Below are 14,845 nucleotides of genomic sequence, written 5' to 3' on the forward strand. Positions count from 1 at the left end.
ACCGCGGAGAGACCACGCCGCACGATGCACGGAACGTCAGTAGCGGGAGGGCATCGTGGCCCAGGCCCCGGGCCGGGGTCCGCCCGGGACGCGTTCGCAGGCGCCGGTCGTCGCCGAGCACCGCACGAGTCGCGACGTAGGCCGGTTCGAGTAGTCGTCGAAGTGCCAGAGGATCACCGCGTCCGCGGACTCCCATCCCACGACGCCGAGGTACGGCACGTCGCTCGGAGTTGCGAGGCGCACCGGCCTTCCGTCGAGCGGCCGGACCCAGTACGTCGGGGCCTCGGAGGAGTCGTCGGAGTAGGCGTAGTTCCTCCCGTCGGCCGACCACAGACCGGCGAAGGACACGGCGAAGCGGCCGGACCGCGAGAAGCCGCCGTCACGTCCGACCAGGCCGTAGACGCTCACCCCGCCCGATCGGAGCACCGTCGTGCCGCGCGGCCATCCGTCGACGGAGGTGTATCCGGACCGCGGACCGTCGAAGCGCGCCAGCCGGCCTCGAGGCGACAGCACCTTGACCCCGTCGTCGCCCTGGAGCAGGACGAGGCGTCCGCGATTGCTCAGGGTGCGCAGCCAGATGCCGTTGATCCCGTCCCCCCACGCGACCAGGCGGCGGTCTCGGAAGGAGGTGGCGACCCGGCCCCGCTCGACGTCGTAGATCACCGTCCGATACCGCTCGATACGCCAGTAGTCCTCGGTCTCCCGCGCGCGCACCTCCAGCCACGCCAGCCACCGCCCGTTCGCGGACAGCAACGGCGGACCGCTCGGCGCGCGGACCGGCAGCCGCACCAGGCGCTTCCCCTCGACGAGGAACCACGACGTCGTGCGGTGGTCCCGGCGGCGCTCCTCGCCCGGGGCGACCACGGTGGTCCCGTTCCGCGAGACGATGTCGCTGTTGCGGGTGGAGATCACGGTGCCACCGACGTGGAGCCGCCCGCGCTGCCACCAAGGCAGCGTGGTCGGGGCGCCGACCGGAAGCTCGGCATACGTGGGGGCAGCGTGCGAGCCCCGCGACTCCTCGGCATTCGCCGTGGTGACGCCGCAAGCAAGGAGCACGCCCACGAGCAGGGCGATCGACCGGTTCAGCATGTCGCGCAGGATAGGCCCGCTCCGCAGGACATGGAGCGGAATGGCGCCATCGTTCGATCGCATCCGACGAGCCCGCTCATGATGCGACCTGGACCGATCTCATCGATCCCGGAACGGATCCATCCGCTGATGGAGGATCAGGATCACATCGACTCCGCCGATGCCGTCCGCCCGGTCGACGTAGTACCCGAGGTGACTGCCGCTCCCGTAGCACCGGTAGCCCTTGCGGATGTCGTCGCAGGTTCTGCCTCGGGTCGGATCTGCAGCGATGCGCTCGATCGCGTCGCGCAGGTCCTCGAGGTCGGCCTCGACCTGCCCTACGCCCCAGCGCTCTTCGGTGAGATCCCAGATCTGCGACAGGTCACGCTGGGCGGCCGGCGAGAGCCGGAACGAGCTCATGCCTTCACCAGTGGGCGTCCCGGCGATGACGGATGCTGATCACCCGGACCGCAACCCGGTCCACGTGAATCGTGTAGATCACCCGGAACTCACCACGCCGCGCGGAGTACAAGCCCGCCAACTCGTTGCGCAACGGCTTGCCCACGCGGTGCGGATTCTGAGCCAACGGTCCGAAGATGAACTCGGCGCAAGCCGCCGCAACCACCCCAGGCAGTTCGACATCCAAGGCACGCCGCGCTCGCGGCGCCAGAAGGATCGCGTAGGTCACGAACGCAGTCGGCCGGACGCGCGGAGCTCGGCCTCGACCTCGTCACCTGGGATCCAGTGATCGTCGCTCAGCGACACGGCCTCTCGAATGTCGGCCATCGCCGCAGCGTCACCCAGGACGTCGAGAGTCTCCATGAGCGAGTCGTAGTCGTCGACGCTCAAGATGACGGCGGCCCGTCGGCCATTCCTCGTCACTTCGACCCGCTGATGAGTGCGCTCGGCCTCCTCGACCAGCTTGGAGAGGTTGGCGCGCACCTCGGCGATGGGCATCGTCGTCATGTACAGAATTCTAGCGCAAGCACTCCTGGCGGAGATGCGTGGCCCTGCCCTGCGGGCTGCGTGACGCACTCCTCAAGAAGAAGCCGTCACAGTAGTCGTGTGCCAGATGTCAGGTTGACGAAGTGGATCCATGCGCTCAACAGAATCTCGACACGAGACACTCGGGTCATGGACGTCGACGCCGCCTGGGACATCATCGAAGCCACCCTGCGAGACGTTCTGCCGGACGTCGCGGCAACCCTGCGGGGTCCAGCACACGACGACGACCTCGCCGCGCTGGCCCGGACCGCGGGGAGCGACCTACCCGCGGACTTCGTGGCGAGCCTGCGACGCCACGACGGGCAGGACAACCCGACCCGCCTGCTGGACCTGTTCGACCACCACACCCTGCTCAGCGCCGAGGCGATGGTCGCCGCCGCCGAGATGCGCGCCGGCGCGCTCGGCACGGATCCGAACTGCACCGACTACGACTGGATGACCCCGGACAAGGTACGCACGATCCCCCACTGTCGCGGGTGGCTGCAGTTCACCGACTCCGAGGGCGATGGCTACGCCCTCGACCTCGACCCGCTCCCGGCCGGGGAGGCTGGCCAGGTCATCCAGTTGCCGATCGACGGGCCCACCCCCGTTCCGGACTTCGCGTCGTTCGGCGCGTGGCTCACCGCGCTCGCGCAACGGCTGGACGCCGGAGCCTTCCGCGCCGACGAGGAGAACGGCCTACGGCTGGATCGCGGTCTCTCCTGAGGCTGGATCCACCGATCGTCGGCTTGGCGAGCGTCACCAGATGGGTGCGATGGCAAGGCGCGGTCGCGAAGGGCGTTCTGACCGCCGAGCGGCCGCAACGCCGCCAGCGTGCCCATATGGTGGCGCATCGCAGGCGAGAATCGGTGGATCCAGGCTGAGTCGCCGGAGCGTTCCGAGCAGCCTTGAGATCTCGCTCAGGCGGACTTGAGCGGCGAGATCGCTTCGAGCTCGACCTCGATCCGGTCCATCTGGACGTCAAGGTCGTAGCGATCCTGCAGGTTCAGCCAGAAGTGCGCGGACGTGCCGAAGTACTTGCCCAGGCGCAGCGCCGTGTCGGCCGTGATCGCGCGCTTGCCGTGGACGATCTCGTTGATGCGCCGCGGCGGTACACCGATCGAGACCGCCAGCTTGTTCTGAGTGATGCCGAACCCCTCGATGAAGTCCTGCATCAGGACCTCCCCGGGGTGGATCGGCTCGAGCTTGTCAGTGATAGTCGACGACCTGGACATCTTCAGCACCTCCGTCCTTCCACACGAAACAGATTCGCCATTGGTCATTGATCCCGACGCTGTGCTGCCCACGTCTCCCGCCCTTGAGCGGTTCGAGCCGGTTCCCCGGCGGCACGCGGAGATCGTCAAGAGACTCGGCGCTTCCAACCTGACGCAACTTGCGCAGCGCGACCCGTTGGATCCGGGGGGCGATCGACGGAACGCGCTCACGGTTCCAGAGCCGCTCGGTTTCTCGGTCACCGAATGACCTGATCACCGAGTCGTCATATAACGTAACGCGTTATTAACGCTATACGTTGAAGCGGAACGATCACGCAGGGTATCGGTGGTCGTTGGTTGTCGCCGGTTGAAGCCGGAGAACACCGTCTGACCTGCGCAAACGCGTTCTCGAGACCGTTGGACGTCGTCGACAAGAACCGGCCTCGGCCGGAGTTCCTGCGGACTATTTGCGGACCGCCGTGTCGCCGCGAGAGTCCTTGGGCGAGGGCGGTACCGGCAGTGTCCGGGCGGCTTGCTTGGCCATTTCGGTCGGCTGCACCACGCAACCGGTTTGCCCCCGTAGCGGTCCTGGTTGGCAGGGCCTCGCAAAGGGCCGAATCTCGAGGATGGTTCACCAGTCGACATACTCGGACGCCACCGCGGCCCCACCAACCCCGGTGAGAAGACGTAGTCGTGGGCGGTGACCCGGTGTTGTCCAAGCGTATGAGGCCATGCAGTCGGTCATCGCAGTGACGGACGATTGGACCCACTGGTCCCGGGTTGTGGCGAGAACGATCTCGTCGGCCCTGAGGACGTCGGCCCAGAGTGCCCGCTTGCCGACGGCCTTCAGACGCTCCTTACCGTTGTTGTGCAGCTGGTCGCCTGTCTTGACCTCACCGGTGATAACCAAGCCGTCGGCGTGGATGAGTACGTCTGTCTCTGCGACCGGCTTGCTGCCGCTGAATAGTTCGGTCTCTGCGGCGTCGGTGAAGGTCTTCGACGATGCCTTGATGTGGTGAGCGACTGCAAGCGGGGCGACGCCGTTCATCTGCACGAGCTCGCGGGCGACGGGATGGAGGTCGTAGAACCACAGGGGCTCGTCGTCGGGCTTCTTCCAGGCGGCCATATTCAGGTCATTGTTGGCGGAGCAGCTGGCACAGCGGTTGGTCTGTGAGAGCTCGTCGACCGCAACGAACGCCGCCTTGCGGCACTCGGCGCAGAGGAGGGCCAATCCCCTGCGGAGGACCCGTCCGCTGACAAGGCGATCCACCTGCATGCGGACTTCCCCGGGGTCCACATCGTCGGGCCAGCACCCCGCGATGCCCTTGAAGGTGAGGACGCCGCCGTGGCCGGTGATCACCACGCCACGTCCCTCCTGGTAGGTCGCGCTACTTCCCTTGCTACCTGCCGCACCGGCGGGACCGAACAGCCGCAGCACCTCGCTCCACTGGCCGGCGAGGTCGTCGATCATCTGCCCGCGGCCGCCCCAAAGCGTGGCGAGAACCTGCGCGCTGATACCGGATGCCGAGTGCTGGGTCGTATAGCCACGCTGCCTGCTCATGGCCTCCGCCCAGTCGCTGAGCGAGAGCTCGCGAACCTTGGGTCGCGCGACTTGCTGGTCCGGCGCCATGCCGGGCGTCGTGAAGTCGTACCGGTCCGAATGCCAGGTAATACCCGTCCGGCTGTTCCGGATGTAGGTATGGGCTGGGTCTTGTCCTTTGGCGCAAAGTTCGCGGCCAGGTAGCCCGCGCCTGCGGGGCATCACCGACCCGTCGAAGCTCAACTCCACCTGCCAGCTGAAGCCGTGGCTGCCTTGGCGGGCAAGTGAGTCGGCGAGCGTGAGGCCTGGTGGCTTCATCACCATCTCCACTCCCCCTTCCCCGTCTCGGTGAACCGGGACGGGGAACTCGGCACTGAAGTTGTCGCGAGCTGCGAGGGTCAGTGACCCGTTGTAACTCCAGGGGATGTCGCCGGAGGTGACTGTTCGCTTTCGGGGGGGGTTCCGGCCCGGCCGCGGGTTGTCGATCGCGCCTTGGAGGAGGTCACGGACGGTGTCGACGTCTGCCTGGTCCGCACGAGCTGAGGTGACGTGGAGGCCGCGCTTAGCTCGCTGCCAGTCGTAGGCGATCGAGTGAAGAACATCGTGTGACTCAGGGCTGTCTGCTGAGAACCAGTCAGGGTGAAGCCATGCCGCGTTTCCGTAGAGCCGGTCGAGCACCATCCAGACAGCGAAGTCGTCGGGCGAGTCCCCGACAACCACCCATGCGGGGTTTTGGCGTGTGCTACCCACACTGACCGAAGTCAGCCCGGCCAGGGAGTTGTGCCAGGCCTGCGGCAGCTGTTCGACCTGGAATCCGAACGTCGCGCCGCCCGACGGATTAGTGACCAGCTCGGTCGCCTCCTGCGGAACGAGGTTGAACACCCCTTGCAGCCAGGCGGCCATCCAGACTGCGGCGTCGCCGGTCACCGTCGGGGGGCTCGGCGTGAGATCGGGACGCTGCACCGCACCCAGCTTTGCTGCAGCGAGGAGGCCGAGTGCACCACCCCAGGCCGGAGGCGCACTTACGCACACCTTGTCGGCGAACGCACGGAGCCTGTCGACGTGGGTGAGCCCTAAGCCCGTGGGGTCCGCATTGCCGAGCTGATGAAGCGGGTCGTCCCACACGGGTTCTCCCTCTTCGTCCTCCTCCCGCATGCGATGAGTGCTGCAGGCGGCAACAACCGTGTCTCGAGCAGCGGCGGCCAACTCGTCGAACGGCTCCTGCTCACCGACCCTGGCGATGAGTTCAACGCGTTCTTCGCCCGTGATGGGGGCGCCGTTCTCATCGGCAAGCACAAGAGCACCCGGGGAAGCCGTCTCGCGCTCGGCGATCGTGCGCGCCGAAGTCGCCACATAGTCCGGGTCATAGGCGACTACAGCCTCGAGAACGGTTCGGTCGACTTTGCCATCATGATGGGGGACGAGCACGAATCCTGCGCCGCCCCAGACCTCCGCGCACTGGGCCAGCGCGATACGCGCGGCGGCAACCCATCCCTTGTCGGACCCATCGACGATCACGGCAACGCGCGGCGCGCGCAACATCAGGTCGATGGCGGCGTAGTCGAGAGTCGGCGTCGAGATGGACATGGGACAGTTCTATCGCCAGTCAGGTCACGCTCTGGGACTCGGCGGCGAGGACCTCGCCAACTGACCACGCCCGATCGGGGCGCCGCATGGCGCCAGTCGCGATAAAGATTGCCCATGGCATTCGCGGCGGCACGCACCTACCAGTGCATATCTCCCTCATCCCCAACGGTTCCAGCTGGGGTGTGGTCGCACGTCGCGGACAAGACGTGGCAGGTTCGACCAACGTGGTGGCCTTTCGTCTCGGCGTTCGTGGTCCGTCGGCCATATGCACCGCCGACGCTGCTCACTGTTGCCGCCGAAACGGCACTCCTCCTAGAGAACACCAACTGGCGACCCGGCGTGGCGCTCAGTTGGAGCGGCGCAGCCATGTCCTGCCCATCTCATATGTCGCGTTTCCTAACCGAGTCCCTGGGCCTGTGCATCGCGATTGAGTCGGCGTCCGTCTACGGCTGGCATCCGCTTCGAGCCATCCTGGACGCTGACCGCCTGAGCAACGCCTCCCCCTTGTACGTTGCGTCTGGCAGCCGCCCTGACTTCATCGTTCAGACAAGTTCTGGCTGGCACGGAATTGAGGCGAGGGGCCGCGGCTCAACCGGTCCCGTTGGATCCGGGCGCCCGGTTGCCGTGCAGAAGTCGAAGCTTAAGGGCATGCACAACTGGTCGCTCAAGGTTGCCAAGCACTCCAGCATCGCCACTCCGCCCTCATGGTCGATGTCGTGGGCATGGATAACCGACGCCGGCACATCGATTGATCACTTCGATCCTGGCGAGCCTGTCGCACTCAGCGCGGATCACGAGCAGGCGATCTGGCGCGAGATGAGCGCAGTCGCGTCGACCTTGGCGGAGGTCGACGACCCCCGCGTCCGCCGAGTGGATGCACTCGACCGCCGAGTATCGGTTGTCAGTCGACCCATCCAGGAGAACTACGGGAACGGCAGGCCGGCGTGGCTAACCGTGGCTTCTTGGTCAGAACGGATGACGGACAGCGAACTACGGGAGCGATTTGGCTCGGCTGATGCGCCAGGCACTGAGGCCTCACGAGAGTTGCTGGGCGACCTCGACCTAGCGGCCATCGGGGCATTCATGGCGACGGCGATTACTGATCGACCGCCTCTCGAGAACGAGTTGCCCACCCTGTTGCAGACAGTCGTCGCCCGAACCATGGACCTTGGCGACGAGTCAGGGCCTACCGACGAACTGCGGTAGCCGTCCTGTCGGTTCCGTAGCACGCGGTTCCCAGGTCTCCGGGAAAGGCGGAGTTTGCGGCCCCGCCTCCCATAGCCTGAAGTCATGACGGGGCGAAACGAGCGGGACACCTGCCGCGAGTTCGTCGTTCCGAGATTGTTGGCGTCCGGGTGGGAGGACAGCTTCCGCACCGAGTACGTCGTCCGCTCCGATCTCGCCACCAACACAACCCTCGGCGGCGACGGCCGGGTCGACTACCTGCTTGAGATCGTGCCGGGCCTGCCTGTCGGCGTGGTGGAGGCGAAGCGTGAGTACTCGGGCCCGGGGCAGGGTCTCCAGCAGGCTATCGAGTATGCCGTCGCCCTCGACCTTCCGACCGCGATCGCCTCGGACGGTCACACCATCATCGAGCGGGATCTGTCCACGGGGACCGAGCGACACCTGGACGCATTCCCGACGCCGCCCGAGCTCTGGGATCGCTACGCGCGCCAGCACCACCTGGATGAAGATGCGCGCTCCGCACTCTCCCAGCCCCTGTCGGAGACCCTGACCAATGCCGACGGCTCCGTCCGCCAGCTGCGCTACTACCAAGTGGTCGCCATCAACCGCGTCCTGCGCGCGATCCTCGCCGGCCAGGACCGCGTGCTCCTGCTGATGGCCACGGGCTCCGGGAAGACACTGACCGCACTGCAGCTGTGCTGGAAGCTCCTCTCGTACTGGCGGGCTGTCGATGCCGAGCGACCCCGACGAATCCTCTACGTCGCTGACCGCGACGCGCTCGTCAAGTCCCCGCTCAATGGCTACTTCAGGCCCGTGTTCGGTGAGGGCGCCACGCGCATCCAGGGACACGCCGTCATGGGTCGGGAGATCTATTTCGCCACCTACCAGTCACTGAAGAACAGCAACGACGCTGAGTCGACATTCGAGGGCTATCCGCCGGACTTCTTTGACGTGGTGATCGTCGACGAGTGCCACCGCGGCTCCGTGCCCGGGTCGTCCTGGCGAGCGGTGCTCGACCGGTTCAACTCCGCAGTTCACCTCGGACTGACCGCGACGCCGAAGCGGGAGGAAAACGTCGACACCTACGACTACTTCGGCGAGCCGGTCTTCGAGTACTCCCTGCGCCGGGGCATCGAGGACGGCTACCTCGCGCCTTACTCCGTACGACGCGTCGTGCTCACTCCGGACGCCGAAGGTTGGCAGCCGGACCCCGGCGAGGTCGACACCTTCGGCCGGGAAATCCCCGATGGCCTGTACACGACCCGCGACTTCGAACGCCTCGTCTCACTCCTGCGCCGCACTGACGCCGCAGCTCGCCACCTGAGCCAGATCTTCCGCGAGAGGCCTGGTCGCGCCATCGTCTTCTGCGTCGACTCCGAGCACGCAGAGCAGATGCGGCAGGCCATGGTCGCGCACAATCCATCGGCGGTCGCGGCTGATCCGTTCTGGGTCGTCCGCATCGTTAGCGCCGAAGGCGAGACCGGCCGGCGCCAGCTCGACCGGTTCAGTGACCCGGAGTCGTCCTCACCCGTCGTCGCCACCACGTCGCGCATGCTGTCCACCGGCATCGACGTACAGGACCTGAAGTACGTTGTGCTGTTCCGCCCGATCGGCTCGATGGTGGAGTTCAAGCAGATCGTCGGTCGCGGCTCGAGGCTCTATCCCGAGAACGACAAGTACTCCTTCGAGATCGTGGACTATGTCGGCGCGTCGGTCCTTTTCTCCGATCCAGGCTTCGACGGTGAACCGGTGCGCGTCAGGACCGAGCGCATCGACACGGACGGCGAGGTCCTCGAAACCGATGCCGGGGAGGCCGACCTGGAGATGCCGTCGCTCGGCGAGCCTGAGCCCACCTTCGATCTGTCACAGTCCGAGGGCGAGGTTCAGCAGCCGCCGGCGAGGAAGTACTACGTCGACGGCGCGGAAGTCACCGTCACAGCCGAGGCCTACTACGTCGCCGACACGAGCACCGGCGCTCTCCGCCTGGTGGAGTACGCCGACTACCTGGCCGGTCAGGTGCGCATCCTCTGTCCGACTATCGACGACCTTCGCGCCTGCTGGGCGGATCCCCAGCTGCGGGCGGTCCTGGAGGACAGCCTCGCCTCCCGCGGGGTATCCATCGAAGAGATGTTGCGCCGACTGGAGCTCTCCCCCGACACCGACCCCTTCGACGTCCTCGCCCACGCCGCCTGGAACGTCCCGCAACGAACCAGGGCGGAACGCGCTCGGTTGGTACGCGAGGACCACGCGAACGATCTCGAGGCGCTTGTGCCGACCGCCCGCGAGATCATCTCCGCCCTCCTCGACCGCTACGAGGAGTACGGCGTCGAGGAGATGACCCATATCTACGCCTTCCAGGTGCCGCCGCTGAGCAACTACGGCTCACCGGTCGAAGCCGCTCGACACTTCGGCGGTGTCGAAGGCTGGCGGGACGCCATCGGGAGGCTCCAGGGCTGGCTGTACTCAGCGTGAGTTTGACTTTAGCGCTCACCGTCAACGCGTAACTAAAGTTAATATTGACTTCAGTTCCGCTATGCTGAAGTCATGGCTGGCACACGACAGGACCTGCGGCTCGCACTGCAGCGCCTTGCCTTCAGCCAGGCCGGCTACTTCACCGCCGCCCAGGCCCTTGACCTCGGGTACAGCTACCAGGCGCAGAAGTACCACGTCGACAGTGGCAACTGGCTGCGCGTCGATCGGGGCCTGTTCCGACTCCCCGACTGGCCGTCCGCCCCGGAGGACCAGTGGGTGCGCTGGACGCTGTGGAGCGAAGGCCGTGGCGTCGTGTCCCACGACTCGGCCGCGATCGTCCACGATCTCGGGGAGCTCGATCCGCGGCACGTGCACCTGTCAGTCCCTCCCGGGTTCCGGGCCGTGGACCCGGCCGTGGTCACGCATCCGTGCGACCTGCCTGCCGCCGACGTGCTCAACCAGGGCGCCTGGCGCGTGACCACTCCGCTGCGCACGCTCCTCGATCTCGCATCGGGCCACACCACGCAGGAGCAACTCGATGCCGCTGTCTCTGCCGCGCTCGACCAGGGGCTGACGACCGCGCGACGCATCCGCGCTCGCTCCGACGAGGCCGGCGACCGGGCTGCCCTCCGAATCGAACGCGCGCTCGGGGCGCTGGCATGAACGTCGACCGAGCACTCCGCGACAGCATCAACCACCGCCTCGCCAACGTCGCGGCAGAGCGACACGTCGCACCGGACCGCATCCGCCGCCACTTCGCGTTTCAGCGCATCCTGGTCCGGCTGTCCGCGACCGAGGGATGGGTGCTCAGGGGCGGCTTCGCCCTCGAAATCCGACTCGGTCTCCAGGCCCGGGCGACCAAGGACCTGGACCTCGCCATGCTTGACGATCTCGACGGCGCCGAGGTGCAGGAACGGCTGCTCGATGCCCTCGACGTCGACGCAGACGACGAGTTGACCTTCCAGGTGTCCGCTCCGAAGGCCATCTCCCCAGACGAGGCCGGCAACCCCGGCTGGAAGTTCACCGTCACATCGTTCCTCGGTGGCAAAGTCTTTGCGCCACTGCGTCTTGACGTCGTCGCACGGAGCGCGGAGATCGAAGGCGCCGTGGGCACGCTCGAGGTGCATCCGCCGATCCTCCCCGAGCGTCTGAGCAGCACCACGATGCCGGCGGTAGTCGTCGCCCAGCACGCTGCCGAGAAGTTCCACGCGATGGCCCGCACGTACGCCGGCGATCGACCCAGCAGTCGCGTGAAAGATCTGGTCGACGTGGTGCTGCTGGCGGAGGCGGGACTGCTGCCGCATCCTGACCTGCCCGATCGGCTGCGGACGGTCTGGCAGGTGCGCGACGGTGTGCCACCACCGGCACAGCTCCCCGAGCTTCCTGCATCGTGGACTCACGACTATGCAGCCATGGCGACCGAGCTCGATCTGGACATCGACTACTCGACCGCCCGCTCCACCGCCGAACGGATCTACGCCGAGGCGCTCGCCACCGAGGAGAATCACCAGTGACCCGTGCCGCCAAGGCCGCCGCCCAGACCCCACAGGCGCGCCTCGCGTCGGTCATCAAGTCCAGCCGGGACATCATGCGCAAGGACGCCGGACTCAACGGCGACCTCGACCGACTTCCTCAACTCTCATGGCTTCTCTTCCTCAAGGCGTTTGACGACCTCGAACAGAACCGGATGATCGTCGATCCCGGCTACCGACCCGCGCTACCGCAGGAACTGCGATGGAGCGTATGGGCGGCCGACCCGACGACGCGGAAGCAGGGTGACGCTCTCATCAACTGGGTCAACGGGACGCTGCTCCCTGGCCTCGGCCGGCTCAAGGGATCAGGCCAAGCGGGTGACCCCCGCACCACCCTCGGATCGGTCTTCAAGGAGACCAACAACCGGATGCTCTCGGGCTACCTGCTGGGTGACCTGATCGACCAGATCGACAAGGTTCACTTCACTTCCGCCGATGACATCCACACCATGGCGCATCTGTACGAGTCGATGCTGCGCGAGATGCGGGACGCCGCCGGCGACTCCGGTGAGTTCTACACGCCGCGGCCCGTCATCCGGCTGATGGTCGAGCAGGTCGACCCGCGCCTCGGAGAGACGGTGCTCGACCCGGCCGTCGGGACGGGTGGCTTCCTGGTCGAGGCCTACGAGCATCTCCGGGCCCAGGCGACGTCTGCGACCCAGATCGCCAAAGCCAAGAGCTCGATCATCGGCTTCGAGAAGAAGCCGCTCCCCTACTTGCTCTGCCAGATGAACCTGCTCCTGCACGAGGTGGAGCAGCCGAACGTCACCCGCACGAACTCGCTGACCTTTGCCTTGGCCGACCAGCGAAAGGCCGGCGTCGACGTCGTCCTGACGAACCCACCTTTCGGCGGCGAGGAGGAGAGCAGCAGCCTGGAGAATTTCCCTGCGGACTCCAGGACATCAGAGACCGCCTGGTTGTTCCTCCAGGTGGTGATGGCGCGCCTGGAGAAGAAGAAGGGCCGCTGCGGGATCGTCGTCCCCAACGGCGTGCTCTTCGCCAATGAAGGTGCGCCGGCACGAATCAAGAAGAAGCTGCTCACCGAGTTCAACCTGCACACCGTCGTGCGACTGCCGAACGGCGTGTTCGCGCCCTACACCCTCATCCCCTCCAACCTGCTCTTCTTCGAGTACGGCGGTCCCACGAGGGACATCTGGTTCTACGAGCAGCCCCTCCCGGACGGGCGGAAAAACTACACCAAGACCAAGCCGCTGCGCTACGAGGAGTTCGCCGATCTCACCGAATGGTGGGGCGGTCGTTCTCGAGCCGGCCGGGTGGAGAACGAGTACGCATGGAAGGTCGACGCCGCGACGCTTGCGGAAGACGCATACAACCTTGACCAGCGCAACCCGCATCGTGCGGACGACCTGACGCACCACTCATCCGACGACCTCGTCAAGGAACTGATCGCGGTCGAGGAGCAGATCCTCGCCGCCCTCCGCGAGCTTCAGGTCGAACTCGGGAGCGGCGCCTAATGGCTGTGCGACAGGTTCGAGTCGGGGACATCCTACAACAGGTGCGCCGCATGATGCCCGTCTCGCCCACTGAAACGTACCCATTGGTCGGTGCCCGCAACTTCTCCCGCGGATCATTCGACGCCGGCTCGCTGAGAGGAGCGGATACGAAGTATCGCGAACTGCAGCTGGTGAGGGCGGGCGACCTGATCTATCCCAAGCTCGGAGCTTGGGAGGGTGCGTTCTCCTTCGTAGAACAAGACTTGGGGGATCGCTATGTCTCTCCCGAATACTGCGTCTTCACGATTTGCTCGGACGAGGCACAAGCGGGATACCTCCGCCACTTGTTCGCATGGGAACCCTTCTGGCGGTCCCTTGCGGCACGCTCGACGGGCACCAACGTCCGGCGACGACGCCTACAGCCCGGAGCGTTCCTGGACGGGTTGCTGCCACTTCCTAGCCTGGACTCGCAACGGCGCATCGCCGCTCGTCTCGACCGCATTTCGGCGACGACGACATCGTTCGGCGCACCTTCGACTGCGGCCCTGCGAGACGGCTTGCTCGACAACGTTCCGCAAAGGTCGCGCATCAGAGACATCGCCACGCTTGCTCGACAACCAGTCAGCGTCAAAGCCGGCGAGACATACCCCAACCTCGGTCTCCTCAATCGAGCCCGCGGCGTCTTCCGCAAGCCGCCGATACACGGTGCGGAGACCAAGTACTCGACGTTGTACGCGGTGCATGCCGGACAGCTGATCTACTCGAAACTCTTCGGCTGGGAGGGATCAGTCGGCATCGTGCCTGAGTGGGCAGACGGGTGGTTCGTATCCAGCGAGTTCCCGACGTACAACGTGCACACCAACGTCGATCTCGACTACTTCGGGCAGGTGTTGCGCTGGCGCGGACTGTCGGAGCAACTGGCCGCCGCGACCTCAGGGATGGGTCAGCGGCGACAGCGAGTTCAGATTGATCAGTTCGAGATGCTCGAGATCCCGTTGCCGGACCTCCCGGCCCAACGCCGAGTCGGTGCCAACCTCCTCCGACTCGCCAAGGTCGAGGATCTGGCGGCACACCGAGCAACGCTGGCGGCCGCCCTACTTCCTGCCGCAAGGAACGAAGAGCTCGCCGCACTCACCTGACGCTGCGCCACGACGTGCCTCCGATCACCACGTGGTCGAGGAACCGGAGTCCGACCGCATCGGCAGCGCGGCCAATGGCGACGGTGGCCTCGCGATCCTGGCGGCTCGGGATTGGATCGCCTGACGGGTGATTGTGCGCAAGGCCGAATGCTCGACCGTCGTGCCGCAGCACTGCGTGAAGCACCTCTCGGACAGGCAGCGGACTCGAATCCAGGCCCCCGGTAGACACGGGCACTATGCGCAGCAGGCGGTTGGCGGCGTCCGCCACGACGACCACGAGCTTCTCGCGGCGCTCGCGGACGAGCACCGGGGAGACCAGTTCGGCGATCGCGGCTGCGGAGTCCACGACACGGATAGTCGGCGCATCTCTTGCGCGCGCCGCTAGTTCGAACGCAGCGATCAGGCGGGCCGCCCCAGCGGTGCCGATGCCCGATGATCGCGTCAGCTCCTCGGGGAAGGCCACCGCCAGGCTGTGCAGCCCACCGCACTCGAGGATCAGCTCGTGGGCCAACGCAACGTCGTTGCGTCCCTGAGCTTCGACGCCGGCGACCAGGGCGACGAGTTCGGCGTCGCTGAGCGCACCAGGTCCCAAGCGCAGGAGTCGCTCACACGGCGCATCGCTGGAGAGCGCCCGCGACCTGGTCGACATCCCGCAACGCTAGGTCGCTGA

At 66.3% G+C, this 14,845-nt stretch carries 15 protein-coding genes; 7 read left to right on the plus strand and 8 right to left on the minus strand.

Annotated features, from left to right (window positions below; translation table 11 throughout):
• Nucleotides 1-36 precede the first annotated feature (36 nt).
• The 4 genes from WMR31_RS16370 to WMR31_RS16385 form a co-directional block, all read right to left on the minus strand.
• Complete coding sequence (locus WMR31_RS16370; protein ID WP_340539942.1) at nucleotides 37-1,089, minus strand: hypothetical protein; 1,053 nt, start codon at nucleotides 1,087-1,089, stop codon at nucleotides 37-39.
• Nucleotides 1,090-1,188: 99 nt separating this feature from the next.
• Complete coding sequence (locus tag WMR31_RS16375; protein WP_340539943.1) at nucleotides 1,189-1,488, minus strand: type II toxin-antitoxin system RelE/ParE family toxin; 300 nt, start codon at nucleotides 1,486-1,488, stop codon at nucleotides 1,189-1,191.
• A gap of 4 nt (nucleotides 1,489-1,492) precedes the next feature.
• On the minus strand, nucleotides 1,493-1,756 hold the full coding sequence (locus tag WMR31_RS16380) for a type II toxin-antitoxin system RelE family toxin (protein WP_340539944.1): 264 nt from the start codon (nucleotides 1,754-1,756) through the stop codon (nucleotides 1,493-1,495).
• A complete protein-coding gene (locus tag WMR31_RS16385) occupies nucleotides 1,753-2,034 on the minus strand; it encodes a type II toxin-antitoxin system Phd/YefM family antitoxin (RefSeq protein WP_340539945.1) in 282 nt (93 codons plus the stop codon). The genes WMR31_RS16380 and WMR31_RS16385 overlap by 4 nt, the downstream gene beginning before the upstream one ends.
• 168 nt (nucleotides 2,035-2,202) lie before the next feature.
• On the opposite strand from WMR31_RS16385, the gene WMR31_RS16390 reads away from it, so the two are divergent.
• Nucleotides 2,203-2,778 (plus strand): SMI1/KNR4 family protein, encoded by a 576-nt coding sequence (locus WMR31_RS16390; RefSeq protein ID WP_340539946.1) that lies wholly within the window; start codon nucleotides 2,203-2,205, stop codon nucleotides 2,776-2,778.
• A gap of 194 nt (nucleotides 2,779-2,972) precedes the next feature.
• Here WMR31_RS16390 and WMR31_RS16395 read toward each other — a convergent pair whose 3' ends face one another.
• From WMR31_RS16395 to WMR31_RS16405, 3 genes are all read right to left on the minus strand, one after another.
• Nucleotides 2,973-3,287, minus strand: coding sequence for a HigA family addiction module antitoxin (locus tag WMR31_RS16395; protein ID WP_340539947.1), 315 nt, complete (start codon nucleotides 3,285-3,287; stop codon nucleotides 2,973-2,975).
• Nucleotides 3,262-3,543 carry a type II toxin-antitoxin system RelE/ParE family toxin gene (locus WMR31_RS16400; RefSeq protein ID WP_340539948.1) on the minus strand — a complete coding sequence of 94 codons (282 nt, stop codon included), beginning with the start codon at nucleotides 3,541-3,543 and terminating at the stop codon, nucleotides 3,262-3,264. The genes WMR31_RS16395 and WMR31_RS16400 overlap by 26 nt, the downstream gene beginning before the upstream one ends.
• A 354-nt stretch (nucleotides 3,544-3,897) precedes the next feature.
• Nucleotides 3,898-6,393, minus strand: a complete 2,496-nt coding sequence (locus tag WMR31_RS16405) for a hypothetical protein (protein ID WP_340539949.1) — start codon at nucleotides 6,391-6,393, stop codon at nucleotides 3,898-3,900.
• Nucleotides 6,394-6,507: 114 nt separating this feature from the next.
• Between WMR31_RS16405 and WMR31_RS16410 the strand changes: the two genes are divergently transcribed.
• From WMR31_RS16410 to WMR31_RS16435, 6 genes are all read left to right on the plus strand, one after another.
• Complete coding sequence (locus WMR31_RS16410; RefSeq protein ID WP_340539950.1) at nucleotides 6,508-7,599, plus strand: hypothetical protein; 1,092 nt, start codon at nucleotides 6,508-6,510, stop codon at nucleotides 7,597-7,599.
• Nucleotides 7,600-7,683: 84 nt separating this feature from the next.
• Nucleotides 7,684-10,050 (plus strand): EcoAI/FtnUII family type I restriction enzme subunit R, encoded by a 2,367-nt coding sequence (gene hsdR, locus WMR31_RS16415; RefSeq protein WP_340539951.1) that lies wholly within the window; start codon nucleotides 7,684-7,686, stop codon nucleotides 10,048-10,050.
• A gap of 72 nt (nucleotides 10,051-10,122) precedes the next feature.
• Complete coding sequence (locus WMR31_RS16420; protein ID WP_340539952.1) at nucleotides 10,123-10,713, plus strand: type IV toxin-antitoxin system AbiEi family antitoxin domain-containing protein; 591 nt, start codon at nucleotides 10,123-10,125, stop codon at nucleotides 10,711-10,713.
• A complete protein-coding gene (locus tag WMR31_RS16425) occupies nucleotides 10,710-11,564 on the plus strand; it encodes a nucleotidyl transferase AbiEii/AbiGii toxin family protein (protein WP_340539953.1) in 855 nt (284 codons plus the stop codon). Before WMR31_RS16420 ends, WMR31_RS16425 begins: the two co-directional genes overlap by 4 nt.
• Complete coding sequence (locus WMR31_RS16430) at nucleotides 11,561-13,057, plus strand: class I SAM-dependent DNA methyltransferase (protein WP_340539954.1); 1,497 nt, start codon at nucleotides 11,561-11,563, stop codon at nucleotides 13,055-13,057. Before WMR31_RS16425 ends, WMR31_RS16430 begins: the two co-directional genes overlap by 4 nt.
• A 41-nt stretch (nucleotides 13,058-13,098) precedes the next feature.
• Nucleotides 13,099-14,175, plus strand: coding sequence for a restriction endonuclease subunit S (locus tag WMR31_RS16435; protein ID WP_340539955.1), 1,077 nt, complete (start codon nucleotides 13,099-13,101; stop codon nucleotides 14,173-14,175).
• On the opposite strand, the gene WMR31_RS16440 is transcribed toward WMR31_RS16435, so the two are convergent.
• A complete protein-coding gene (locus WMR31_RS16440) occupies nucleotides 14,168-14,824 on the minus strand; it encodes a JAB domain-containing protein (RefSeq protein WP_340539956.1) in 657 nt (218 codons plus the stop codon). The two genes, WMR31_RS16435 and WMR31_RS16440, sit on opposite strands and share 8 nt — an antisense overlap.
• Nucleotides 14,825-14,845 lie beyond the last annotated feature (21 nt).

The sequence above is a fragment of the Nocardioides epinepheli genome (genome assembly GCF_037936805.1).
Taxonomy (GTDB): domain Bacteria; phylum Actinomycetota; class Actinomycetes; order Propionibacteriales; family Nocardioidaceae; genus Nocardioides.

Excerpts from the sequence above, each read along its gene's own strand:
- WMR31_RS16420 (WP_340539952.1), top strand. The coding sequence starts at position 10,123 with ATGGCTGGCACACGACAGGACCTGCGGCTCGCACTGCAGCGCCTTGCC.
- WMR31_RS16390 (WP_340539946.1), top strand. The coding sequence starts at position 2,203 with ATGGACGTCGACGCCGCCTGGGACATCATCGAAGCCACCCTGCGAGAC.
- WMR31_RS16405 (WP_340539949.1), bottom strand. The coding sequence starts at position 6,393 with ATGTCCATCTCGACGCCGACTCTCGACTACGCCGCCATCGACCTGATG.
- WMR31_RS16440 (WP_340539956.1), bottom strand. The coding sequence starts at position 14,824 with ATGTCGACCAGGTCGCGGGCGCTCTCCAGCGATGCGCCGTGTGAGCGA.
- WMR31_RS16425 (WP_340539953.1), top strand. The coding sequence starts at position 10,710 with ATGAACGTCGACCGAGCACTCCGCGACAGCATCAACCACCGCCTCGCC.
- WMR31_RS16375 (WP_340539943.1), bottom strand. The coding sequence starts at position 1,488 with ATGAGCTCGTTCCGGCTCTCGCCGGCCGCCCAGCGTGACCTGTCGCAG.
- WMR31_RS16370 (WP_340539942.1), bottom strand. The coding sequence starts at position 1,089 with ATGCTGAACCGGTCGATCGCCCTGCTCGTGGGCGTGCTCCTTGCTTGC.
- WMR31_RS16385 (WP_340539945.1), bottom strand. The coding sequence starts at position 2,034 with ATGACGACGATGCCCATCGCCGAGGTGCGCGCCAACCTCTCCAAGCTG.
- hsdR (WP_340539951.1), top strand. The coding sequence starts at position 7,684 with ATGACGGGGCGAAACGAGCGGGACACCTGCCGCGAGTTCGTCGTTCCG.
- WMR31_RS16410 (WP_340539950.1), top strand. The coding sequence starts at position 6,508 with ATGGCATTCGCGGCGGCACGCACCTACCAGTGCATATCTCCCTCATCC.
- WMR31_RS16395 (WP_340539947.1), bottom strand. The coding sequence starts at position 3,287 with ATGTCCAGGTCGTCGACTATCACTGACAAGCTCGAGCCGATCCACCCC.